Origin of the sequence: Pseudomonas kermanshahensis, from assembly GCF_014269205.2 — a bacterium.
In the GTDB taxonomy this organism is placed as follows: domain Bacteria; phylum Pseudomonadota; class Gammaproteobacteria; order Pseudomonadales; family Pseudomonadaceae; genus Aquipseudomonas; species Aquipseudomonas kermanshahensis.
Genome location: NZ_JABWRY020000001.1, coordinates 3211795 through 3233914, shown reverse-complemented (window position 1 = coordinate 3233914; position 22120 = coordinate 3211795). Strand labels below are relative to the sequence as shown.

The 22120-nt window shown below is 64.3% G+C and carries 20 protein-coding genes; 12 read left to right on the top strand and 8 right to left on the bottom strand.

Features of this window, described 5'->3' with window-relative positions; genetic code table 11:
- Positions 1 to 81 precede the first annotated feature (81 nt).
- Both nosP and HU764_RS14700 read left to right on the top strand, forming a co-directional pair.
- Positions 82 to 1245 (top strand): nitric oxide-sensing protein NosP, encoded by a 1164-nt coding sequence (gene nosP / locus HU764_RS14705; protein WP_027596432.1) that lies wholly within the window; start codon positions 82 to 84, stop codon positions 1243 to 1245.
- Positions 1175 to 3478, top strand: coding sequence for a hybrid sensor histidine kinase/response regulator (locus tag HU764_RS14700; RefSeq protein ID WP_225935656.1), 2304 nt, complete (start codon positions 1175 to 1177; stop codon positions 3476 to 3478). The genes nosP and HU764_RS14700 overlap by 71 nt, the downstream gene beginning before the upstream one ends.
- On the opposite strand, the gene HU764_RS14695 is transcribed toward HU764_RS14700, so the two are convergent.
- The 6 genes from HU764_RS14695 to HU764_RS14670 all read right to left on the bottom strand — a co-directional run bounded on the left by HU764_RS14695 (position 3475) and on the right by HU764_RS14670 (position 8740).
- The gene (locus HU764_RS14695) at positions 3475 to 4140 is read right to left on the bottom strand and encodes a response regulator (protein WP_027596434.1); all 666 of its coding nucleotides are present in this window, start codon (positions 4138 to 4140) and stop codon (positions 3475 to 3477) included. The genes HU764_RS14700 and HU764_RS14695 overlap by 4 nt on opposite strands.
- 57 nt (positions 4141 to 4197) lie before the next feature.
- Complete coding sequence (locus HU764_RS14690) at positions 4198 to 4758, bottom strand: PQQ-dependent catabolism-associated CXXCW motif protein (protein ID WP_186683041.1); 561 nt, start codon at positions 4756 to 4758, stop codon at positions 4198 to 4200.
- 240 nt (positions 4759 to 4998) lie between these two features.
- The gene (locus HU764_RS14685; RefSeq protein WP_027596436.1) at positions 4999 to 5790 is read right to left on the bottom strand and encodes an ABC transporter permease; all 792 of its coding nucleotides are present in this window, start codon (positions 5788 to 5790) and stop codon (positions 4999 to 5001) included.
- Positions 5790 to 6536: an ABC transporter ATP-binding protein gene (locus tag HU764_RS14680; protein WP_186683039.1), complete on the bottom strand. Its 747-nt coding sequence runs from the start codon at positions 6534 to 6536 to the stop codon at positions 5790 to 5792. The genes HU764_RS14685 and HU764_RS14680 overlap by 1 nt, the downstream gene beginning before the upstream one ends.
- Positions 6533 to 7522 carry a YVTN family beta-propeller repeat protein gene (locus HU764_RS14675; protein ID WP_186704113.1) on the bottom strand — a complete coding sequence of 330 codons (990 nt, stop codon included), beginning with the start codon at positions 7520 to 7522 and terminating at the stop codon, positions 6533 to 6535. The genes HU764_RS14680 and HU764_RS14675 overlap by 4 nt, the downstream gene beginning before the upstream one ends.
- A 30-nt stretch (positions 7523 to 7552) precedes the next feature.
- Entirely contained in the window at positions 7553 to 8740 is a 1188-nt protein-coding gene (locus tag HU764_RS14670; RefSeq protein ID WP_186704112.1) for an ABC transporter substrate-binding protein, read from the bottom strand.
- Positions 8741 to 8904: 164 nt separating this feature from the next.
- Here HU764_RS14670 and HU764_RS14665 point away from each other — a divergent pair, with 164 nt between their 5' ends.
- Both HU764_RS14665 and HU764_RS14660 read left to right on the top strand, forming a co-directional pair.
- Positions 8905 to 10179: a sensor histidine kinase gene (locus HU764_RS14665; protein WP_186704111.1), complete on the top strand. Its 1275-nt coding sequence runs from the start codon at positions 8905 to 8907 to the stop codon at positions 10177 to 10179.
- A complete protein-coding gene (locus HU764_RS14660; RefSeq protein WP_099453851.1) occupies positions 10179 to 10817 on the top strand; it encodes a response regulator in 639 nt (212 codons plus the stop codon). The genes HU764_RS14665 and HU764_RS14660 overlap by 1 nt, the downstream gene beginning before the upstream one ends.
- Positions 10818 to 11134: 317 nt before the next feature.
- Here HU764_RS14660 and HU764_RS14655 read toward each other — a convergent pair whose 3' ends face one another.
- Positions 11135 to 11791, bottom strand: coding sequence for a pentapeptide repeat-containing protein (locus HU764_RS14655; protein WP_186676214.1), 657 nt, complete (start codon positions 11789 to 11791; stop codon positions 11135 to 11137).
- Between the two features lie 65 nt (positions 11792 to 11856).
- A complete protein-coding gene (exaA, locus tag HU764_RS14650; protein WP_033694345.1) occupies positions 11857 to 13752 on the bottom strand; it encodes a quinoprotein ethanol dehydrogenase in 1896 nt (631 codons plus the stop codon).
- Between the two features lie 254 nt (positions 13753 to 14006).
- On the opposite strand from exaA, the gene pedF reads away from it, so the two are divergent.
- From pedF to pqqB, 8 genes are all read left to right on the top strand, one after another.
- The gene (pedF, locus tag HU764_RS14645; RefSeq protein ID WP_027596444.1) at positions 14007 to 14468 is read left to right on the top strand and encodes a cytochrome c-550 PedF; all 462 of its coding nucleotides are present in this window, start codon (positions 14007 to 14009) and stop codon (positions 14466 to 14468) included.
- Positions 14469 to 14473: 5 nt separating this feature from the next.
- Positions 14474 to 15349: a substrate-binding periplasmic protein gene (locus HU764_RS14640; RefSeq protein ID WP_027596445.1), complete on the top strand. Its 876-nt coding sequence runs from the start codon at positions 14474 to 14476 to the stop codon at positions 15347 to 15349.
- A complete protein-coding gene (locus tag HU764_RS14635; RefSeq protein WP_186676239.1) occupies positions 15346 to 16107 on the top strand; it encodes a quinoprotein dehydrogenase-associated SoxYZ-like carrier in 762 nt (253 codons plus the stop codon). The genes HU764_RS14640 and HU764_RS14635 overlap by 4 nt, the downstream gene beginning before the upstream one ends.
- Positions 16108 to 16148: 41 nt before the next feature.
- Complete coding sequence (locus HU764_RS14630; RefSeq protein ID WP_099429604.1) at positions 16149 to 17087, top strand: quinoprotein relay system zinc metallohydrolase 1; 939 nt, start codon at positions 16149 to 16151, stop codon at positions 17085 to 17087.
- Between the two features lie 281 nt (positions 17088 to 17368).
- Positions 17369 to 19183 (top strand): PQQ-dependent alcohol dehydrogenase PedH, encoded by a 1815-nt coding sequence (gene pedH, locus HU764_RS14625; RefSeq protein WP_027596448.1) that lies wholly within the window; start codon positions 17369 to 17371, stop codon positions 19181 to 19183.
- Between the two features lie 135 nt (positions 19184 to 19318).
- Entirely contained in the window at positions 19319 to 20839 is a 1521-nt protein-coding gene (gene exaC / locus HU764_RS14620) for an acetaldehyde dehydrogenase ExaC (protein ID WP_186676243.1), read from the top strand.
- Positions 20840 to 21068: 229 nt separating this feature from the next.
- Positions 21069 to 21140, top strand: a complete 72-nt coding sequence (gene pqqA / locus HU764_RS14615; protein ID WP_003253598.1) for a pyrroloquinoline quinone precursor peptide PqqA — start codon at positions 21069 to 21071, stop codon at positions 21138 to 21140.
- A 53-nt stretch (positions 21141 to 21193) separates the two neighbouring features.
- Positions 21194 to 22108, top strand: a complete 915-nt coding sequence (gene pqqB / locus HU764_RS14610; RefSeq protein ID WP_186676246.1) for a pyrroloquinoline quinone biosynthesis protein PqqB — start codon at positions 21194 to 21196, stop codon at positions 22106 to 22108.
- Positions 22109 to 22120 lie beyond the last annotated feature (12 nt).

The window sequence follows — 22120 nt, the reverse complement described above, 5'->3', positions numbered from 1 at the left end:
TACCCGCTACCCAAGTAGCATTCGCCCTCTGGGACGTCCTCCGTACACTCAACCTTCAGACAACCCGCGCCGGAGACCACGATGCAGCAGGCCCAGAACGACGGTGTGGTCAGCGCTATGTCCCAGGCAACCGATGCGCGGCTTGCAGCCCAGGACCTGGCGCGGCAGCTGCTGCACCCGCACCTGGGGTTCGTGCTGTTCTTCTGTTCTGCCGAATATGACCTGCAGGAACTGGGCGAGGCCCTGGAACAAGGTTTCGGCGGCATTCGCCTGGTGGGCTGCACCAGTGCCGGCGAAATCACCCCGCTAGGCTACGGCCGTAACTGCGTGACGGCGCTGGGGTTCGATCATCGGCAGTTTTCCATCGCCACCGAACTGATCGATGAAATGGAACGCTTCAGCCTGATCGACGCCCAGCAGATGGTCGAACGGCTGGTCGGCACCTGCCGCAGCAATACCCTCGCGCCGATCAAAGGCCACAGCTTTGCCTTGACCCTGCTCGACGGCTTGTCCAGCCGCGAGGAGATGTTCCTTGGCGCCCTGAGCGCGGCATTGGGGGACATTCCGCATTTTGGCGGTTCGGCCGGCGACGACAACTACCTGACCCGTACCCACGTGTACTTCGGCGGGGCGTTCCACAGCGGCGCGGCGGTAGTGGTGCTGGTCAATACCTGGCTCGACTTTGAAGTGTTCACCACGCACCACATCCTGCCGCGTGATGAAAAGCTGGTGGTGACCGGCGCCGACAGCGCTCAGCGGCGGGTCTTCGAACTCAATGCCGAACCCGCTGCCGAGGAATACGCCCGGCACATCGGCGTGCCGGTGGCCGAGCTCGATCACCGGGTATTCGCTGCCCACCCGTTGGCGGTGCGAATTCACGATCAGTATTACGTCCGGGCAATCCAGCAGGTGCACCCGGACCTGAGCCTGAGTTTCTACTGTGCGGTGGAAAACGGCATCGTGCTCACGGCCATGACACCGGGCCCGCTGTTGCCAAAGCTGCACACCCTGTTCGACGGGCTGCACCAGCGCCTGGGCCCCTTGCTGCTGACCATTGGCTGCGACTGTTTCCTGCGGCGCCTGGAACTGGAAGCCCACGACGGCCTGGAGCAGGTCGGCGCGTTCTTGCGCGAGCAGCGGGTGATGGGCTTCAACACCTATGGAGAACAGTTCAATGGCATGCATATCAACCAGACCTTCACCGGGGTCGCCATTGCCCGCAACCGGCCACCCGTCAGCCGCTGAACTGCAGGCCGAGGTCGCTCGGCTGCAGCACGAGAACCGCAAGCTGCAGCGCATCAACACTGCGCTGATAGAACGCGTCGAGTCGGGCGTGACCCGCGGCAACGACCCCTACGCGGCATTCCAGCACTCGGTGGTGCTGGCTGAGCAGGTCCGCGAACGCACTGACGCCCTCAACCAGGCCATGGCCGAGCTCAAGGCCGGTAACCACCTGCTCAGTGAAGCGCGGTTGCGGGCCGAGACCGCCCACCAACACTTGATCGACGCCATCGAAAGCATCTCCGACGCCTTCGTGCTGTTCGACCAGAACCAGCGCATCGTGCTGTGCAACAGCCGTTTCAAGGCGTTCTGGGCCAACAGCCGGGTGCGGATCATCGCCGGCATGCGCTTGGCCGAGGTCAAGCAACTGATGACCGCCAGCGGGGTGTTCACCGAAGAGCCCCGCGGGCCGGCCGATGAGCACCTGCTGTACCGCCTGCAGAACGGGCGCTGGCTACAAGTCAGCGAACGCCCTACTTGCGAAGGCGGGCGTGTGTTCCTGTTCACCGACATCACCGAGGTCAAGCTCAGCGAGACCTTGCGCCGCGAGCAGGCGGTGGCGCAGAAATCGCAACTGATTCGCCTGATCACCGACCATGTTCCAGCGCTGATTGCTTACCTGAATGCCGACCTGGTCTACGAGTTCACCAACAAGGTGTACGAGGAGTGGTACTGCTGGCCCCGCGGCGTGATGTTGGGCCAAAGCCTGCGCGAGGCCCACAGCGAATCGCATTACCAACGCCTGGAGGCCTACGTGGCGCGCGCGTTGGCGGGCGAGAGCGTGACCTTCGAGTTTGCCGAAAACAACATCAACGGCCAGGAGCGCTACATGCTGCGCTCCTACGTCCCCAACCGCCTGGCCAATGGCGAAGTGGTGGGGATTTTCGTGTTGATCCGCGACATTACCGAGCGGCGCAAGAGCGCCGAGGCGCTGCACCAGGCTTACCAGAACCTTGAGCAACGGGTGCGCGAGCGCACCGCCGAGCTGACCAGCCTCAACGACCAGTTGCTGCGCGAGATCGATGAGCGCAGCCGGGCCGAATCACGGTTGCGCGAGGCCAAGCGCGAGGCCGAGCAGGCCAACCTGTCGAAAACCAAATTTCTCGCTGCGGTCAGCCATGACCTGCTGCAACCCCTGAACGCGGCGCGGCTGTTCACCAGCGCGTTGCTCGAACGCCGCGAGCCGCACCAGAGCGTTCAACTGGTGCGCAACGTCAGTAATTCCCTGGAAGACGTGGAAAACCTATTAGGCACCCTGGTGGATATTTCCAAGCTTGACGCCGGGGTGATCAAGGCCGATATCGCCCCCTTCGCCCTTAGCGAACTGATGGACAACCTGGCCGCCGAATACGCCCAGGTGGCGCGCAGCGAAGGGCTGGAACTGCACTTCGTGGGCTGTTCGGCCTTGGTGCACAGTGACATCCAACTGTTGGCGCGGATTCTGCGCAACCTGCTCAGCAATGCCATCCGCTACACCCGCAGCGGCCGCGTGGTGCTGGGCTGTCGGCGCCAGCGCCGGGGCCTGTGGATCGAAGTCTGGGACAGCGGGATCGGCATCGCCGAAGAGCGCCTGGACGAAATGTTCCAGGAGTTCAAACGGGGCGATGTACAGCGCCCGGACCAAGACCGTGGCTTGGGCCTGGGCCTGGCAATCGTGGAAAAGATCGCGGGCATCCTCGGCCATCGGATTCGGGTGCGTTCCTGGCTCGGCAAAGGCTCGGTGTTCGCCGTCGAAGTGCCGCTGAGCGCAACCGCGCCCAAGGCCCCGCCGAGCCTGGCCATCAGCGAGCCGATGCTCGAACGCCTGCGCGGTGCGCGGGTGTGGGTGCTGGATAACGATGCGGCGATTTGCGCCGGCATGCGCACCCTGCTGGAAGGGTGGGGTTGCCGGGTGGTCACTGCGCTGTCGGAGGAAGACCTGGCGCGGCAGGTGGACAACTACCACGCCGAAGCCGACCTGTTGATCGCCGACTACCACCTGGACAACGACTGCAATGGTGTCGATGCCGTGGCCAGGATCAGTGCCCGCCGCGCCGTCCCGATTCCGGCATTGATGATCACCGCCAACTACAGCAACGAACTTAAGCAACAGATCCGCGAGCGGGGCCACACCCTGATGCACAAGCCGGTGCGGCCAATGAAACTCAAGGCTGCGATGAGCCATTTGCTGGCCAACAGCCCCGTTCAGCCACTTTAACGGCGCAGGTAGTCGCCGAAGTCGATATCGCCAGCACTGAGGATGGCCTGCACCCGGTTGTGCACGTTGAGTTTGCGCAAGATCGCCGAAACGTGGGCCTTGACCGTGGTTTCAGCGATGTCCAGGGTGTAGGCGATCTGCTTGTTCGACTCGCCTTTGGTCATGCGCTCGAGCACCAGCAACTGCTTGCGGGTCAGGGCCTGGAGCATCTCGGGTGGGAAGCTTGGGGTATCGCTCTGGCGCCGGCTGGTGCTGCTTTTGTTGGCGCGAATGATGTCGGGTGGCAGGTAGACATTGCCGGTGAGGATCTGCTCGATTGCTTCGATCATCTGCGAACGTGGCGAGGACTTGGTGATGAAACCCACGGCGCCATAGGTGATGGCCTGCAGCACGATTTGTTTTTCCTGCTCGGCCGAGACAATCACCACCGGTGTGGTCGGTGCCTCGTTGCGCAGGGTGATCAGGCCATTGAGGCCGTGCATGCCGGGCATGTTCAGGTCGAGCAGGATCAGGTCGAGGTCGTCATGTTCCAGGGTCAGCGCCAGGGCGCTGTCCAGGTCGGCAGTCTCCATGACTTCGCTGCCTGGGAAGCCATCGCTGATGACGTTGTGGATGGCTTCGCGAAACAGTGGGTGATCGTCGGCAATCAGAATTTTGTACATGGCCTTTTCACCTCGTTTTTATTGGATGGGGCGCGCACGCGTTTACCGGTAGTGAGTTCAGGGAAAGGGCTCTGGCTGGGCCGGCTGCAATGGCAGGTTGGCAGCTTCCCAGGCGTCCAGGCCGTCGCGGTACCAATACAACGTCTTATAGCCCAGGGATGCTGCGCGTTTTACCGCGTTCCAGCTTAACCAGCAATCGGAGCGGCAGTAAAAGACCAGCGGTTGCTCCAGGCGGCCGGCGGTGGCTTTTTGCAGATGGTGCACGAAGTAGTCTTGCCAGGCGGGGCTCAGCTCGCCGTCGCCGGTGTTGGCCAACCAGTGGCTGCCGGGGAGGTTGGCGTGGGGTTCGTCTTCGATGAAACGGCCTTGCAGCCATTGCCGGCGGTACACATCGACCAGCACCGGCTTGGGGTGCTGCCCCAGCAGGTTTTGCAAGGTGGCGGTGTCGATGACCTGGGCGCCCTCGACCTGGTGCGGTGTCGGGCTGCGGTAGAGGGTGGTGCGATACCCCTCGGCAGAAAACAGCGGCGTGGTGCCGGCCTGGGCGACGCCCAGCAGCAGACTCAGCGAAAGGGCTGCCAGCAAAGCACGTGGCAGCCTGGGCAGGGCACGAGGCATGGGGTTTATCCTTTTTGTTATAGGCCCATTACATGCCAGCGGCGGTGCTTTGTGAATGCGACGATAGACAGTAAAGCCGGTACTAAAGTAGTAGGTGGTCAAGCGCTTGAGGAGCACCTTGTGGGAGCGGGCTTGCCCCGCGAACACCGGCGAAGCCGGTGCCATGATCCGCGTGGCCTCATTCGCGGGGCAAGCCCGCTCCCACAATGACCCTTGTTCTCTGCGTGACAGCGCAAGCTGTCAGCGCGGCTTGCGCAGCGCTGCGTGCTGGGGGTTGAAGGTCAGTATCGCGAGCAGGGTGAACAGCACGGTCAGGCCCAGGCAAACCGCCAGCGCCAGCGGATTGAAGCGTTCGTACAGCGCGAAACGCACCAGTTCCACGGCGTGGGTGAAGGGGTTCAGGGCGCACAGCCAATACAGCCACTGGCTGGCCTCGCGCATCTTCCACAGCGGGTACAGCGCCGAGGACAGGAAAAATAACGGGAAGATCACGAAATTCATCACCCCGGCAAAGTTCTCCAACTGGCGAATCGCATTCGACAGCAACAGCCCCAGAGCGCTGAGCATCAAGGCCACCAGCAACAAGGCCGGCAGCGCCAGCAACAACCCCGCAGCCGGGGGTTGCACGCCATACAGCCAGGCAATGGCGAGAAACGCATAAACCTGTAGCAGGGAAATCAACGAGGTCGCCAGCAGTTTGCTGCCGAGCAGAAACGCCCGCGGCAAGGGGCTGGTCAGCAGCACGCGCATACTGCCCATCTCGCGGTCATAGACCATCGACAGCGAGCCCTGCATGCCGTTGAACAGCAGAATCATGCAGGCAAGGCCGGGGATGATGTACACCTCGTAGGGGATGTAGGTGTCGTAGGGCTCGATGATCGCTATGCCCAGGGCCGCACGAAACCCGGCGGCAAAGACCAGCAACCACAGCAGCGGGCGCACCAGGGCGCTGAGAAACCGCGTGCGCTGCAACACGAACCGCAGGCATTCGCGCAGCAGGATGCCGTTGAAACATTGCCAGTAGGCGTTCATCAGGCCTTCACTCCTGGGGTGGCGCCGGGCGCGCGGGTCAGGCGCGCGAAGGCGTTGTCGAGGTTGCCGCCGTGCGCTTGGGTCAGGGCATCGGCGGTGCCACTGGCCACCAGGCGCCCCTGGTGCAGGATCAGCAGGTCATCACTGGGCTGCACCTCATCCAGCAGGTGTGTGGTCCAGAGCACACTCAGCCCCTGCTCGCGGCACAGGTGCCGAAGGTGCTGGTTGAGCGCCAGGCGGCTGGCCGGGTCGAGGCCGACGCTGGCTTCGTCGAGCAACAGCAAGCGCGGTTGGTGGAGCAGGGCGCGGGCAATTTCCACCCGACGCCGGTGCCCGATATTCAGCGCACGAACGGGCTCGCGCCGACGCTCGTCAAGGCCCTGGCGGGCCAGTTCGGCCTCGACTCGCAGGTTGCCTTGGCGCCGCGACAGGCCATGCAACGAGGCGTGGTAGCGCAGGTTCTGTTCGACACTCAGGTCCAGGTCCAGGGTGCTTTGCTGAAACACCACGCCCAGTTGTCGCAACGCCGGGCGCGCCGCGTTGCGCAACGAGCAGCCGCAGACGCGGATGTCGCCCTGTTGCACGTCGTAAAGCCGGGTGAGCAGTGCGATCAAGGTCGACTTGCCGGCGCCATTGGGGCCCAGCAACGCAGCAAAACGCCCAGGCGCCACACTGAACCCCACGTGCTTGAGCGCCTCGCGCTGGCCGTAGGCGAAACTCACGTCACTGACGTCGAGGGTATTCATGGCGTGACCACCACGCCCCAGGGGTAGCGCCCGACCTTTACCGATTTGAGCACCTTGAGGGTTTTTGTATCGATCACCGAGACGTCGCCGCTGACCCCGTTGGTGGCCAGCAATTGGCTTTGGTCTGGGGTGAACGCCAGCTGCCAAACGCGCCGCCCAACCAGCAGGTAGTCCAGCACTTCGTAAGTCTTGGCATCGATCACCGCCACATGGTTAGCCGGGCCCAGGGCGACGAACGCGTACTGGCCATCGGCGCTGAGCTTGATGCCCACCGGCTGGACTTTGTCCGGGTGCACGCCCTTGATCTGGAAGTTCAGGGTTTTCAGCACCTGGCGCGTGTCCACGTCGAGAATGGTCACCGTACCGCCGATTTCCGCCGAGGCCCAGAGCCGCGAGCCATCCTGGTTGAACTCGACGAAGCGCGGCCGTTGATCCACCAGGGTGCTGTCGGCCAGGGTCTGGGTGCTGGTGTCGATCCAGTGCAGCATGTTGGTGGTTTCGCTGGTATTGACCGCCCACTTGCCATCCGGGCTTACCGCCATGCCCTCGGGCTCGATGCCGACGTTGATCTGGCCGAGCACTTTGTCGGTTTCGGTGTCGATCACCGTTACCAGTGCGTCGTCTTCGTTGGACACATACAGCCAGCGGTCATTGGGGTGCAGGGCGAACTGCTCGGGGTCCTTGCCGGAGGGCAGCTCCTTGATGATCTTGCGGGTGGCCACGTCCATCACCTGCACGCGGTCCGAATCGCTGGCGCAGATGTACAGCCGCTTGTTGTCGTGGGACAGCAGCAGGCCACGTGGGCGCTGGCCCACGGGCAGGGTCTCGGTAACTTCCAGGCTTTGCAGGTCGATCAGGCTAAGGCTGTTGTCCTTCTCGTTCGAGACCCAGGCGGTGGCGGCGCTGGCGTGCCCGCTGGCAAGCGCCAGCGCGCCGGCCAGCAGGGTGGGGAAAAGCACAGGCCGGTAGCAAAGGGGGCGACGCATGGCGGAATCCTTTTTTTGTGATTATCGGTTTCAGGGGTAGCCGCAGGTCACTTCGGGCTTGTCGAAGCCCAGGCTGTCCATTTCGTTGAAAGGGTGCAGGAAGCCCTCCTGGGGCGAAGTGCTGACCAGCGCGCGTGGCTGAACCAGCGGGATGGGTTGGCGCAGCTCGCCGTTCCAAGGGCGGTAGCTGAGCTTGCGGCCCTTGAAGCCATCCAGCGGCAGCTGGTCGCTGAGCAGCAGTTGCTGCAGGGCGCGTGGCTCGGCCTGGCGCAGTTTGCTGACGGCGCTGGCGATGCTGCGCACGGCCATCCAGGCGGCGAAGTCGCGGTCGTTCATCCAGCGTCCGGCCTGGGCTTCGAAGCGTTTTTGCAACTGCGCCGCGCCGAAGGTTTCTACCGTCTTGTGCCAACCGGTGGGGGTCAGGCCCTGGGTGCCGGCCACGGGGCGGGGGTACCAGGTCTGGTAGGGCAGGTATTCGCCGAAGTCACCGCGTTCGTCGGCCACCAGCACCACGTCGTACTCGGCGGTTTGGGTGAACAGGGGCATGTCGGCTTGGGCGCTGCGGCGCTGGTCGTTGTCGAAGCGCCAGGTTTTTTCCGCCACCAGCTGCACGCCGAAGCGCTTCACCGCCCGGCGCAGGGCCGCGGCGTAGGCCTGGTCGTCTTCGGTCTGGCCGACCACGAGCAACGCCCGTTGCCATTTGCGCAGTACCAGAAACTGCGCCAGGGCATCGGCCAGCATGGCGCGGCTGGGCAGGCTATGCAGCACATTGCCCTGGCACTGGCTGCTGCGCAGGCTGTCGTCGGGGCTGCCGGCGTTGAACAGCAGGCTGTCGGGCAGGGCGGCAGACAGTGCGCGCAGGCTGGCGGCCGGCGCGTTCACCACGAACAGCCGCAGGCCCTGGTCATGCTGGGCCTTGGCGGCTTGCAGCAGGGCCTCGGGGCTGTCTACGTGGGTGCTGGCAAGGGTGAACGCCTGCTTGAGAAAACGCCCCGTACTGTTGCTGTCGACAATCGCCAGCTCGGCGCCCTGCAGCCCCGCGTCGGCGGGCTCGGGGATGATGTTGGACAGCAGCGGGCCGGGGTCGGGGCGATAGCCCAGGTAGCCGATGCGCACCTGCAATTGCTGCTCTGGCGGGGCGGCCGATGCGAAGGCCGAACACAGTGCCGTGGCCAGGGCCAGCAGGCAGGTCAGGGCAAGAGGGGCAGGCTGGCGCATAAACGCACTCCACGGCAGATGGCGCCAGCATAGGAAGCCGGCCGGGAGGGGGAAATATGCAGAAAGTAGCGCTCGGCCAGTACCAAGGTAGTAAATCACCGCTAAGGCCTCGGTTTTACGATGGGTCGCAGCCCTGGCCGCGTTCACCCGGAGGAAACTGCCCAATGCGCCTCATCAACCTGTCGGCCCAGTGGCGGATCAACCTGTGGGTCACGTTCTTTTTCGCCTTGGTCACCTTGGCCTGTGGCGGGTTGCTGCTGCACCAGGCGGTGGCCGATGTCGAGCGCGAATTGCAATCTGCCGAAGCTGTGGTGGCGTACCTCGCCGACACGGCCGAACGCGACCCGGCGAGCCTGCAACCGCGGCTGACTCAGCGCCTGCGCCACGTGCGGGTGCACTGGCTGGCGGCGGGCGAAACCGCGCAGATGCCGCGGGAGGCCGGCCTGGATGCCTGGCTGGGGCGCCAGCTGTTCGGTGATCGCCGTCACAGCACCCGTTTGTTGGATTTGAGCGACGGGCGCCGGGTACTGATCGCCGTGGATGCGCGGGATGAAATCGACGAAGTCCGGGATTCCCTGCAGCAGTTGCTGGGCTTGTGTGGCCTGGCCTTGCTCGTGAGCCTGTTGACCATACGCTGGGCCGTGCGGCGCGGCATGAGCCTGCTGGATGAACTGCTGCGCGCGTTGCGCCAGGTCTCGGGTGGGCAGTTGACCACTCGCCTGCGCGAATCCGGCCTGCCGGAGGCACGCCAGTTGGCGGCGCACTTCAACCGCATGACCGCGACCTTGGAGCAGACCCGGGCTGACAATGCCCAGCTCACCCAAACCCTGTTGGCAGTACAGGAACAGGAACGCACCCACCTGGCGCAGGCCCTGCACGATGACCTCGGGCAGTACCTGGCGGGTATCCGCGCCCAGGTCTGCCTGCTGCGCCTGGTGGCAGGCGAGCCGACGGTGGTGGAGCAGACCGCGCAAGCCCTGGAGCTTAATTGCGATCGCCTGCAGCAAGGCTTTCGTGCCTTGGTACACGACTTGTATCCAGTGGCGTTGCAACACGTGCCATTGGCCGAAGCCTTTGGTGTGCTGGTGAGCCAATGGCAGGCCAGCCAGGGCATCGATTGCCGTTTGCGGGTCGGTGAGCGCCTGCCGGTGCTGCCTGGCTCCAGCAGAACGCATTTGTATCGCCTGCTGCAGGAGGCGTTGACCAACGTTGCCCGGCATGCCGGCGCCAGCCAGGTGCGGGTGCGCCTGCAACGCAGTGCCAAGGGCTTGCGCCTGTTGGTGCGTGACAACGGCTGCGGCGCGAGCCAGCCCCAGCGGCCCGGCGTTGGCCTGCATTCGATGGCCGAGCGCGCGCGCAGCCTGGGCGGCGAATTACGCATCCTGAGTCGCCCGGGTGCCGGCTGGGCGTTGGCCCTGAACATTCCCATGGAGGCCTGATGAATATCGTATTGGTGGATGACCACGCCGTGGTGCGCCAGGGTTATGCCAGCCTATTGCGGGCGGTGCTGCCGGCGATGGAAGTGCGCGAGGCCGCCAGCGGCGAAGAGGCGCTGGTGCGGGTTCAGGAGCAAGTGCCGAACCTGGTGATCATGGACTTCGGCCTGCCCGGCATCAGCGGCCTGGAGACCACCCGCCGGCTACGTCAGCGCCTGCCGCAGCTGCGGGTACTGTTTTTCAGCATGCATGATGAGCTGCCCCTGGTGCGCCAGGCCCTGGAGGCGGGGGCTTCGGGTTACCTGACCAAGAATTCGGCGCCCCAGGTGTTGATCGAGGCGGTACAACGGGTGTTGGCCGGGCATGCCTATATCGAGCAGCCTTTAGCTACACAGCTGGCCTGCACACCGCAACAAAACGCCAGCGACCCGCGCTTGCAGCGCATGACCCAGCGCGAGTTGGAGATTTTCGTGATGCTGGCCAAGGGCACCCCGGTGCGGGTGATTGCCGAACAGCTGTGCATCAGTGCCAAGACCGTTTCCAATCACCTGACCTTGCTCAAGAGCAAGTTGCAGGTGAGTTCCCATGCTGAGCTGGTGCACCTGGGGATCGATCTGGGGGTGGTGCGGGTGGCGGGGTGAGGTTTGGTGGGAGATTTTGTGACCTTGGGGTTCGGTTTGGAATTTTTGGCGCCTGTGAGATCGAGCGCCGCCCGCGCGGCGCATCGCGAGCAACGCTCGCTCCTACGTTTGTTTCGGGCCAATTATTCCTGGGGCAAACGCGCGCGACCGCCCTGGCGCATGACGCGATATCGCGTCGAACAAACAAGGCGGTCGCGCGCGCCTGTCACAGGCGTTATTGGCCAAAAACAAACGTAGGAGCGAGCGTTGCTCGCGATGCGCCGCGCGGGCGGCGCACGATCTCACAGGCGCCAAACCCCTCACGGCGAACACCCTGCTCAATCATCCCAACTCCCAGGACAGCCCGCACACCCTTCCATATTTGCCTCCTGAAAATTCCCATAATGCTGCCGCGCCCCACGCAGGTCGGCTTGCGCCAGGTTGCTCTGGCCAAATTTGGCTTCCTGCAGGTTGGCATCGCCGAGGTTGGCCCCTTGCAGGTCGGTTTTACTCAGCCAGGCCATCTCCAGGTCCGCCGCCCGCAGGTTGGCCTGGTGCATGTTCGCCCCGGAAAGCCTGGCGAACTGCAGGTACGCCGCACTGAGGTCGGCCTTCTCGAACTGCGCCCCCTGAGCAAACAGCCCCCAGCCTTGAATGGCAATCAACGTGCTATGGCTCAGGTCTGCCAACCGCAGGTTGCTCTGTTGCAGGCTGGCGCGGGTCAGGTTGGCGCCCTGCAAGCGGGCCTTTTCCAGGTTGGCCAGGTCCAGGCGGGCATGGCGCAGGTCGGCATCGCGCAGGTCAGCGCCGGCCAGGTTCATCTTGCGCAAGTCCTGGTTGGCCAGGTTGGCGCCACGCAAGTTGGCGCCCGGGCACTGGCTGCCTTCGGCAATTACGCAGCCGTTGACGGTCAAGGGGGCATCGTTGTCGTCGTCGGCATTCACCGCCAGGGCAGGGGCAAGGACCAACAGCAGGGCAAAGGGCAGGTAATTCATGAGCGAAGACTCTGGGTGACAGTAGGGTAGGTGCGGGGAGCGCGCTGGGCGCTCCCCGCAGGCGATCACCGCTGCGCGGTCTTGTTGTCCCAGCTTGGGATCTTGAACACCCAGAACGAGCCGCCCTGGGCCACCGGCTTGGTCAGTTCGGCCATGTCGCCGCCCCACAGCGGCACCGCGCCGCCATAGCCCACGGTCACGCCGATGTACTGCTCGCCGTCCTGTTCCCAGGTGATGGGTGGCGAGACGATGCCGCTGCCGGTCTGGAACTTCCACAGCTCCTTGCCCGTCTTGGCGTCGAAGGCCTTGAAGAAGCCGTCGCCAGTGCCGGTGAACACCAGGTTGCCCTTGGTCGCCAGTACGCCGGCCCACAGTGGCAGATGCTCTTTGTGCTCCCAGACCAGCTTGCCGGTGGCCGGGTCCATGGCGCGCAAGGTGCCGACGTGGTCGTCATACATACGCTTGATCCGGAAGCCCATGCCCAGGTAGGCCGAGCCCTTCTTGTAGTTCACTTCTTCGGTCCAGTACTCCTCCTTCCACTGGTTGCCGGGGATGTAGAACAGGCCGGTGTCCTGGCTGTAGGCCATGGGGTTCCAGTTCTTGCCCCCCAGGAACGGCGGCGAGACTTCCACCGGCTTGCCCTTGGTTTCACCCGGCAGCGGCTTGGCTGGCCGCTGGCCGGGGTTTTCCACCGGGCGGCCGGTCTTGAGGTCGATATGGCTGGCCCAGGTGATGTTGTCGACGAAGGGGAAGGCGTTCTGCAATTTGCCGTTGTTGCGGTCCACCACGTAGAAGAAGCCGTTGCGGTCGGCGTGGCCGGTGGCCTTGACCACCTTGCCGTCCTTGTCTTTGTAATCGAACAGCACCAGCTCGTTGTTGCCGGAGAAGTCCCAGGCATCGTTCGGCGTGTGCTGGTAGAACCACTTCACCTCGCCGGTGCTGGGGTCGACGCCGACCTGGCCCGAGGTGTAGAGGCTGTCGTAGTCGTGGGGGTTGCCGTCCTTGGACGTGCGCGCCCAGGTGTTCCAAGGGCCAGGGTTGCCGGCACCGACGATGATGGTGTTGCTCTCGGGGTCGAAACTGGCGCTCTGCCAGGGTGCGCCGCCGCCGTGGCTCCAGGCCTCGACCTTGCCGGTCTCGGTGGTCGGGTCGTCTGGCCAGGACGGCGCCTTGACGTCGCCGGTCGGGGTGCTGTCCTTGCCGTTCAGGCGGCCCATGTGGCCTTCGACGAAGGGCCGCATCCACACTTCTTCGCCGGTGTCCGGGTCGCGGGCGAACAACTGGCCGACCACGCCGAACTCATCGCCAGAGCTGCCGTGGATCAGCAACACCTTGCCGCTGGTCTTGTCTTTGATCAGCACTGGGGCGCCGGTCATGGTGTAGCCGGCGCTGTGGTCGCCGAACTTCTTGTTCCACACCACCTTGCCGGTGCGCTTGTCGAGGGCGATGAGGCGGGCGTCGAGGGTGCCGAAGTAGATCTTGTCGCCGAAGATGGCCGCCCCGCGGTTGACCACGTCGCAGCACGGGCGAATGTTGTCTGGCAGGCGGTGGTTGTAGGTCCACAGGCGTTTGCCGGTCTTGGCGTCGAGGGCAAATACCCGCGAGTAGGAGCCGGTGACGTAGACCACGCCGTCGCTGACGATGGCCTGCGATTCCTGGCCGCGCTGTTTCTCGTCGCCGAAGGAATAGGACCAGGCTGGGGTCAGCTTGAACACGTTCTGGTCGTTGACCTGGGCCAGCGGGCTCCAGCGCTGGGCATTGGTGCCCATGCCGTATTGCAGCACGTCCTGGGTGGTCAGGTGGTCGTTGGCGATGTCTTCCCAGGTCACGTTCTTGCTGGCAGGTGCCGCGGGGGCGGTGGCCGCGGTGGCCGCCGTGCAGAGGGCCAGGCTACCGGCCAGCAGCAGGGCCCGCACGCTGAGGGCCAGAGGGGAAAGGGCGGGTAGCGATCTTATTGTCATGGTTGCAGTTCCCTGTGGAGGTTTTGGCCTGCACAGGGTGGCGGCGGGACGGCGGCTGGGGATACGGAAAAAGTCCCGCCCTTGCCGGGAATAGTTCCCGGGCGGCACCTCATTTGGCCCTTCGCCACAAGCCCTACTACCAAGGGAGTAAGGCCCGGCCACCAAAGCAGCATACGGCCGCGCGCGGGCTGTTTCTAAGATGGCGGCACGGCCTCTGTGGTTGAGGCCTTGCGTGCAATCTTGAGGGCATAACAATGACAAAAAAACGCAACGTCTTGCTCGCTACAGGCCTGCTGGCCGGTGCTTTGCTGACGGGCACGGTGTGGGCTCATGGCAATGTGGTGCCCCAGGCGGTGGAAACCCAGGGCCTGACCCCGATCAAAGACGCCGGGGTAAGCCTGGACGGCGACGGCTGGGCCGCGGTCAACCCGTACCGCACCTCCCCAGAGCACGACAAAGCCGTGGAAATCGGCGCCTCGGCCTACAACCAGAACTGCGCTGCCTGCCATGGCCTGGAAGCCAAGTCTGGCGGTATCGCCCCGGATTTGCGCCTGCTCGATGTGGGCGAGGCCGGGGATGAGTGGTTCGTCGAGCGGGTGCGCCACGGCGCGGTGCGTGACGGGCGGGTGTACATGCCGAAGATGGCCGATTACCTGAGCCAGGAAGCCCTGTGGGCGGTACGCACCTACCTGGACAGCGTGCACGTCGAGGAGTGATCGCCATGCGTCTGTCGGCCGTGCTGTTGAGTGGCCTGCTGCTGTGCTGTGCGGCAGTGCAGGCTCAGGTGCGCAACTACGACGCGATCATCGCTGCCGGTGAATTGAAGGTGGCGGTGTACAAGGATTTCGCGCCCTACAGCTTCGAGGACCACGGCCAGCCGCGTGGCGTCGATGTGGAGCTGGCGCAAGCGCTGGCCACGGCCTTGGGGGTGCACCTGCAATTGATCTGGGCGCCGCCAGGGGAAAAGCTCGACGACGACCTGCGCGACTACATCTGGCGCGGCAGCCCGCTGCGCCACCAGCAGTTGGCCGACCTGATGATGCGGGTGCCCTACGACCACGCCTACGCGCAGAAGCGCAACGAGCTGGGCGAGCTGGAAAACGCCCAGGTGGTGATGTTCGGCCCCTATCAGGAGGAGCGCTGGCAGGTGGCCTATGACCGCCGCCGCCTGCCCTCGGTGGCCAGTGTCGCGGTGTTCCAGCAGCACCCCATCGGGGTCGAGGTGGACAGTGTGCCGTCGTTCTACCTGACCTCGGTGTTCAACGGCATGCTCAGCGCCAACACCCACCATTACCCCAGCGTGCAACAGGCGTTCGGCGCGCTACAGGCCGGCCAGGTGGACGCGGTGATGGCGATGCGCGGCGAGGTTGACTGGCAGTTGCATCAGGCCGCCGACCCGCAACTGGCCCTGGCGGAAAACGCCTACCCGAACTTGGGCAAGCAGGCATGGGACATCGGCATGGCCGTGCATGAAAGCAACCGGCAGTTGGCCTATGCGGTGGAGGAAGCCCTCGAGGCGATGATCCGCGATGGCCGGCTGAAGGCGCTGTACGCCACCTACGGCCTGCGCTACGAGGTCCCGGAGATGTACCAATGAACTGGCGGGCGACCTTACTGCTGGCCTGCTGGATGCCTTGGGCAGCCCAGGCCGGTGAACCGAGCAGCAAGACCGACCCGGTGCCCTCGGTGATGTGGGATTTCTACCACAAGCAACTGCTGGGGCAAGCGCCGTTCGTTTTCGATGAGCGGGTCAAGCTGCTGGCGCCGCCCTTTGCCGAGGACGCCCGGCAAGTGCCGCTGGAGATCGACGCCCGCGCATTCGCGGGCGACGTGGTACGGATTCTCGCCTGGGCCGAACTCAACCCCCTGCCGCGTATTGTCGACTTCGAGCCTGGCGAACGTGTGCTGCCGTGGCTGTCGATCCGCATCCGCATCGAACAAGCCACACCGCTGCGCGCTGCGGTGCTGACGCGTGACGGCCTGTGGCATGTCGGCTCGACCCTGATCGATGCGGCAGGCGGTGGTTGTACCGCACCCAGCGTAGTGCGTACCCAACCTGGCTGGGAGGAGCATGTCGGTGAGGTGCTAGGCGGGCGCTACCCGCGCGGTGATGGCAGCCGCTTGCGCCTGCAGGTGTCCCACCCGATGGACAACGGCCTGGTCAGCGGCATCCCTGAGTTCTTCCTCGAACATGCCGAATTGCAAGGCGCCGATGGCCAGCGCCTGGCCAGCCTCGCGCTGTATCCGGCAGTCAGCGAGAACCCCAACCTGGGGTTCGATATCCAGGGCCCCGGGCTTACCCGGCTACTGTTGCGGGACAACAGCGGTAACCAGTTCGAAGCGGCGGTGCCCTGAGCGCGTTGCTCGCCTTCACCCCCTGACCAGAGGCGCCTGTCATGCGTTGGATGCTGCTGTTGTTGCTGTGCCTAGGCCTACCGGCCTGGGCTGACTTGGACTATCGACTCACGCCCCGGCAAATCGCGGAAGGCACTTGGCTGCTGGAGGGCAGCACCGACAATTTCGCCAAGGCCAACGGCGGCAATATCGTCAATACCGCGTTCATCGTCACCGACAGCGGCGTGGTGGTGATCGACAGCGGGCCGTCCAAGCGCTACGGCGAGGCCCTGCGCCAGGCTATTGCCGCCACCACCGACAAGCCGGTGGTTGAAGTGCTGCTGACCCACCATCACCCCGACCATGTGCTGGGCAACCAGGCCTTTACCGATGTGCCCATCGGTGCCCTGGCTGGCACAGGCGACCTGTTACGCCAGCAGGGCGAGGCGATGGCCGAGAACATGTACCGCCTGGTCGGTGACTGGATGCGCGGCACCGAGGTGGTGCTGCCGACCCGGGTGCTGGAACCGGGTGTGCATGAGGTGGGTGGGCACCGGTTGCGGCTGTTGGCGCTGGGCGGGCATACCGGCGCCGACCTGGCGATTCTCGATGAGAAGACTGGCGTGCTGTTTGCCGGCGATTTGGTGTTTTACGAGCGCGCCTTGACCACCCCCAACAGCCCAGGGCTGGACGTTTGGCTCAAGGACCTGGACACCTTGCAGGCCTTGCCCTGGAAGCAGCTCGTGCCGGGGCATGGGCCGGTGGCCAGCGATGCTAAGCCTTTTGCGCAGATGCGTGATTACCTGGGCTGGCTGGATGGCCTGATGCGCGAGGGGGCAGCGCGTGGGGATGACATGGTCGAGATGATCCGCAGCCCGATCCCTGAGCGGTTTGCCGGTATCAGCCTGACCCGTTATGAGTTGATTCGCAGCGTCAGTCACCTGTACCCGCGGTATGAGCGTTTGCGGTTGCAGCGTATCGACGGCAAGCCGCCTCTCTGATGAGTTAACTCGGCCTATTTGTAGGAGCGGCCTTGCGTCGCGAAAGGGCTGCGAAGCGGCCCCGGGATTTCTGCATCACCGCTGAAATTGCTGGGGCTGCTTCGCAGCCCTTTCGCGACGCAAGGCCGCTCCTACACCGGGCCGCGTGAGGGCAGGCCCTGTACCAAGGAACTAGAAAACTCCACATTGCGGGCAATTGTTGGCAAGCAGGTCGGGCACAAGAATTCTCGGCACACCGGGAAAATTTCCCGGGCACAACAAAAAAACCAAAGGTAGCCGTCATGACCCGATCCCCACGTCGTCCCTTGTTCGCCGTGAGCCTGGTGCTCAGCGCCATGCTGCTGTCCGGCGCGGCACAGGCCGCTGTCAGCGATGAAGAAATCCTCCAGGACCCGAAAAACCCGCAGCAGATCGTGACCAATGGCCTGGGGGTCCAGGGCCAGCGCTACAGCCCGCTGGACCTGCTCAATGTCGGCAACGTCAAGGAACTGCGGCCAGTCTGGGCCTTTTCGTTCGGCGGTGAGAAGCAGCGCGGCCAGCAGGCCCAGCCGCTGATCAAGGACGGCGTGATGTACATGACCGGCTCCTACTCGCGGGTGTTCGCCGTCGACGCCCGTACCGGCAAAAAACTCTGGCAATACGATGCGCGCCTGCCAGATGACATCCGCCCTTGCTGTGACGTGATCAACCGCGGCGTGGCGCTGTACGGCGACCTGGTGTTCTTCGGCACCCTGGATGCCAAGCTGGTGGCCCTGAACAAAGACACCGGCAAGGTGGTCTGGAGCAAGAAGGTCGCCGACCACAAGGAAGGCTATTCCATCAGCGCCGCGCCGATGATCGTCAACGGCAAGCTGATCACCGGTGTGGCCGGGGGCGAGTTTGGCGTGGTGGGCAAGATCCAGGCGTACAACCCGGAGAACGGCGAACTGCTGTGGATGCGCCCGACCGTGGAAGGGCACATGGGCTACGTCTACAAAGACGGCAAGGCCATCGAGAACGGTATCTCGGGCGGCGAGGCGGGCAAGACCTGGCCCGGCGACCTGTGGAAGACCGGTGGTGCAGCGCCGTGGCTGGGCGGTTACTACGACCCTGAAACCAACCTGTTGCTGTTCGGCACTGGCAACCCGGCGCCGTGGAACTCCCACCTGCGCCCAGGCGACAACCTGTATTCCTCGTCGCGCCTGGCCCTGAACCCGGACGACGGCACCATCAAATGGCACTTCCAGAGCACGCCCCATGACGGCTGGGATTTCGACGGCGTCAACGAGCTGATCTCGTTCAACTACAAGGACGGCGGCAAGGAGGTCAAGGCCGCCGCAACCGCTGACCGCAACGGCTTCTTCTACGTGCTGGACCGCACCAATGGCAAATTCATCCGCGGCTTCCCCTTCGTCGACAAGATCACCTGGGCAACCGGCCTGGACAAGAATGGCCGCCCGATCTACAACGAGGCCAGCCGGCCAGGGGCACCGGGCACTGAGGCCAAGGGCAGTTCCGTGTTCGTCGCACCGGCCTTCCTCGGCGCCAAGAACTGGATGCCCATGGCCTACAACAGGGACACCGGGCTGTTCTACGTACCGTCCAACGAATGGGGCATGGACATCTGGAACGAAGGGATCGCCTACAAGAAGGGCGCGGCGTTCCTCGGGGCCGGTTTCACCATCAAACCGCTCAACGAAGACTACATCGGCGTGCTGCGCGCCATCGACCCCGTCAGCGGCAAGGAAGTGTGGCGCCACAAGAACTTCGCGCCATTGTGGGGCGGGGTACTGACCACCAAAGGCAACCTGGTGTTCACCGGCACGCCGGAAGGTTTCCTGCAGGCGTTCAACGCCAAGACCGGCGAGAAAGTCTGGGAGTTCCAGACGGGCTCCGGCGTACTTGGCTCGCCCGTGACCTGGGAAATGGACGGCGAGCAGTACGTCTCAGTGCTGTCTGGTTGGGGCGGCGCGGTGCCGCTGTGGGGCGGCGAAGTGGCCAAGCGGGTGAAGGACTTCAACCAGGGCGGCATGCTCTGGACTTTCAAGTTGCCTAAACAGCTGCAGCAAGCGGCCAGTGCCGAGGCGCCAGCACCCAGCGCCAAGCCGCAAAGCTGACACCGGGCCGCTTGCGCCCCTACTACCAAATGACGAGAGCTCCGCTGCCAACGATGCATACGTCTGGCACGCGGGGCTTTTTACCATCGGTCCATCGCCTGTCGTTGGACAGGCATCGACCCGCAGAGGCTCAGCATGATCTACGCACAACCCGGAACCCCAGGCGCCATCGTGTCGTTCAAACCCCGCTACGGCAATTTCATCGGCGGCGAGTTCGTGCCGCCGTCCGGTGGCCAGTACTTCACCAACAGCTCGCCGGTCAATGGCCAGCCGATTGCCGAATTCCCACGCTCCACCGCCGCGGACATTGATCACGCCCTGGACGCCGCGCATGCCGCTGCCGACGCCTGGGGCAAAACCTCGGTGCAAGACCGCGCCCTGGTGCTGCTTAAGATCGCCGACCGCATCGAGCAAAACCTGGAAGTGCTGGCCGTCAGCGAAAGCTGGGACAACGGCAAGGCCGTCCGCGAAACCCTCAATGCCGACGTGCCGCTGGCGGCGGACCACTTCCGTTACTTTGCCGGCTGCATCCGTGCCCAGGAAGGTGGGGCGGCAGAGATCAACGAGCTGACCACGGCCTACCATTTCCACGAACCCCTGGGTGTGGTCGGGCAGATCATCCCGTGGAACTTCCCGCTGCTGATGGCCGCCTGGAAGCTCGCCCCGGCCCTGGCCGCCGGTAACTGCGTGGTGCTCAAACCCGCTGAACAGACCCCGTTGTCGATCACTATTTTCGCCGAGCTGATCGCCGACCTGCTGCCAGCAGGTGTGTTGAACATTGTCCAGGGCTTTGGCCGTGAAGCCGGTGAGGCCCTGGCCACCAGCAAGCGCATTGCCAAGATCGCCTTTACTGGCTCCACCCCGGTGGGCTCGCACATCATGAAATGCGCGGCCGAGAACATCATCCCGTCTACTGTCGAGCTGGGCGGCAAATCGCCGAACATCTTCTTTGAAGACATCATGCAGGCCGAGCCTGCGTTCATCGAAAAGGCCGCCGAAGGCCTGGTGCTGGCGTTCTTCAACCAGGGCGAGGTGTGCACCTGCCCGTCGCGGGCGCTGATCCAGGAATCGATCTACGAGCCGTTCATGGCCGAGGTGATGAAGAAGATCGCCAAGATCACCCGTGGCAACCCGCTGGACACTGACACCATGGTGGGTGCCCAGGCCTCCGAGCAGCAATACGACAAGATTCTCTCCTACCTGGAGATTGCCAAGGAGGAGGGCGCGCAGTTGCTCACCGGCGGCGCTGCCGAGCGGCTCGACGGTGACCTGGCCACCGGGTACTACATTCAGCCGACCCTGCTCAAGGGCCACAACAAGATGCGCGTGTTCCAGGAGGAGATCTTCGGCCCGGTGGTGGGCGTGACCACCTTCAAGGACGAAGCCGAAGCGCTGGCCATCGCCAACGACAGCGAGTTCGGCCTGGGCGCAGGCCTGTGGACCCGTGACATCAACCGCGCCTACCGCATGGGCCGGGCGATCAAAGCTGGCCGCGTGTGGACCAACTGCTACCACCTGTACCCGGCGCATGCTGCGTTTGGCGGTTACAAGAAATCCGGCGTGGGCCGCGAGACCCACAAGATGATGCTCGACCACTACCAGCAGACCAAGAACCTGCTGGTGAGCTATGACATCAATCCGCTGGGCTTCTTCTAAGGGCACACAGGCCCGGCGGTAGGGTGCCGCCAGGCCTGGATGCAACGACGCACGTGGGGAGGGCTCTGGGTGGGCGCCTCCCCGCGTGCGTCACCCGTGTGGGTAAAAGCCCGCGTCACCCCCTACCAACGCACGCGGCAAGTTCGTTCCAAAGTAGCATTCGGCCCCGCCGCCCCCCGTGCATTAATGCCTCTACCGGAATTGCCCGGCACAAGAAGAGGACTGCCCCATGTGGACTAAACCCGCCTTTACCGACCTGCGCATTGGCTTCGAAGTGACGATGTATTTCGCCAATCGTTGATGGCTCTGCGGCCATCGTAGCGATGGCCGTTCCTTCTCTGGGGATCGTTGTCCATGCACATTCGTGTTCTCGGCTCCGCCGCTGGCGGAGGTTTTCCGCAGTGGAACTGCAACTGTCGCCAATGCACCGGTGTGCGTAATGGCAGCCTGAGGGCGCAGCGGCGCACGCAGTCTTCGATCGCGGTGAGCGATGATGGCGAGCAGTGGATCCTGTGCAACGCTTCACCCGACATCCGCGTCCAGCTCGAAAGCTTCCCCGCTTTGCAACCGGCGCGCCGCCTGCGCGACACGGCAATTGGCGCGGTGGTGCTGCTGGACAGCCAGATCGACCATTGCACGGGCCTGCTCAGCCTGCGCGAAGGCTGCCCGCACACGGTGTGGTGCACTGAGCGGGTGCGTGAAGACCTGAGTAGCGGTTTCCCGCTGTTCACCCTGCTCAAGCACTGGAACGGTGGCCTGCAGTGGCAATGCATCGGCCTGGACCGCGAACCGTTTCGCATCGCTGCCTGCCCAAACCTGCAATTTCGCGCGATCCCGTTGGTGAGCAACGCGCCGCCGTATTCGCCCAACCGCGGCAACCCGCAGCCGGGCGACACCCTTGGCCTGCTCATCGAGGACCGGCGCACCGGTGCCTCGGTGTTCTACGCGCCGGGCCTGGGGCAGGTCGATGCCGAGGTGGCGAGCTGGATGCGCCATGCCGACTGCCTGCTGCTGGACGGCACGCTGTGGCGCGACGACGAGATGCGAGTGTGCGAAGTCGGCCAAAGCCTGGGCAGCGAAATGGGCCACCTGGCGCAGAGTGGCCCCGGTGGCATGCTCGAGGTGCTGGAGGGCTTCAGCCGCCAGCGCAAGATCCTCATCCACATCAACAACACCAACCCGATCCTCGATGAAGACTCGGCCGAACGGGCCTTGCTGGATCGACGGGGGATTGAAGTGGCGTACGACGGCTTGTCTATCACGCTGTAAGGGCTGGCACCG

Bases quoted from the DNA above. Each gene is read 5' to 3' on its own strand.
- HU764_RS14675 (WP_186704113.1), bottom strand. From the start codon at position 7,522: ATGCGTCGCCCCCTTTGCTACCGGCCTGTGCTTTTCCCCACCCTGCTG.
- pedH (WP_027596448.1), top strand. From the start codon at position 17,369: ATGACCCGATCCCCACGTCGTCCCTTGTTCGCCGTGAGCCTGGTGCTC.
- HU764_RS14660 (WP_099453851.1), top strand. From the start codon at position 10,179: ATGAATATCGTATTGGTGGATGACCACGCCGTGGTGCGCCAGGGTTAT.
- HU764_RS14700 (WP_225935656.1), top strand. From the start codon at position 1,175: ATGGCATGCATATCAACCAGACCTTCACCGGGGTCGCCATTGCCCGCA.
- nosP (WP_027596432.1), top strand. From the start codon at position 82: ATGCAGCAGGCCCAGAACGACGGTGTGGTCAGCGCTATGTCCCAGGCA.
- pedF (WP_027596444.1), top strand. From the start codon at position 14,007: ATGACAAAAAAACGCAACGTCTTGCTCGCTACAGGCCTGCTGGCCGGT.
- HU764_RS14630 (WP_099429604.1), top strand. From the start codon at position 16,149: ATGCGTTGGATGCTGCTGTTGTTGCTGTGCCTAGGCCTACCGGCCTGG.
- HU764_RS14680 (WP_186683039.1), bottom strand. From the start codon at position 6,536: ATGAATACCCTCGACGTCAGTGACGTGAGTTTCGCCTACGGCCAGCGC.
- HU764_RS14690 (WP_186683041.1), bottom strand. From the start codon at position 4,758: ATGCCTCGTGCCCTGCCCAGGCTGCCACGTGCTTTGCTGGCAGCCCTT.
- HU764_RS14695 (WP_027596434.1), bottom strand. From the start codon at position 4,140: ATGTACAAAATTCTGATTGCCGACGATCACCCACTGTTTCGCGAAGCC.
- HU764_RS14640 (WP_027596445.1), top strand. From the start codon at position 14,474: ATGCGTCTGTCGGCCGTGCTGTTGAGTGGCCTGCTGCTGTGCTGTGCG.
- HU764_RS14685 (WP_027596436.1), bottom strand. From the start codon at position 5,790: ATGAACGCCTACTGGCAATGTTTCAACGGCATCCTGCTGCGCGAATGC.
- HU764_RS14665 (WP_186704111.1), top strand. From the start codon at position 8,905: ATGCGCCTCATCAACCTGTCGGCCCAGTGGCGGATCAACCTGTGGGTC.
- pqqB (WP_186676246.1), top strand. From the start codon at position 21,194: ATGCACATTCGTGTTCTCGGCTCCGCCGCTGGCGGAGGTTTTCCGCAG.
- HU764_RS14670 (WP_186704112.1), bottom strand. From the start codon at position 8,740: ATGCGCCAGCCTGCCCCTCTTGCCCTGACCTGCCTGCTGGCCCTGGCC.
- HU764_RS14655 (WP_186676214.1), bottom strand. From the start codon at position 11,791: ATGAATTACCTGCCCTTTGCCCTGCTGTTGGTCCTTGCCCCTGCCCTG.
- exaC (WP_186676243.1), top strand. From the start codon at position 19,319: ATGATCTACGCACAACCCGGAACCCCAGGCGCCATCGTGTCGTTCAAA.
- exaA (WP_033694345.1), bottom strand. From the start codon at position 13,752: ATGACAATAAGATCGCTACCCGCCCTTTCCCCTCTGGCCCTCAGCGTG.
- HU764_RS14635 (WP_186676239.1), top strand. From the start codon at position 15,346: ATGAACTGGCGGGCGACCTTACTGCTGGCCTGCTGGATGCCTTGGGCA.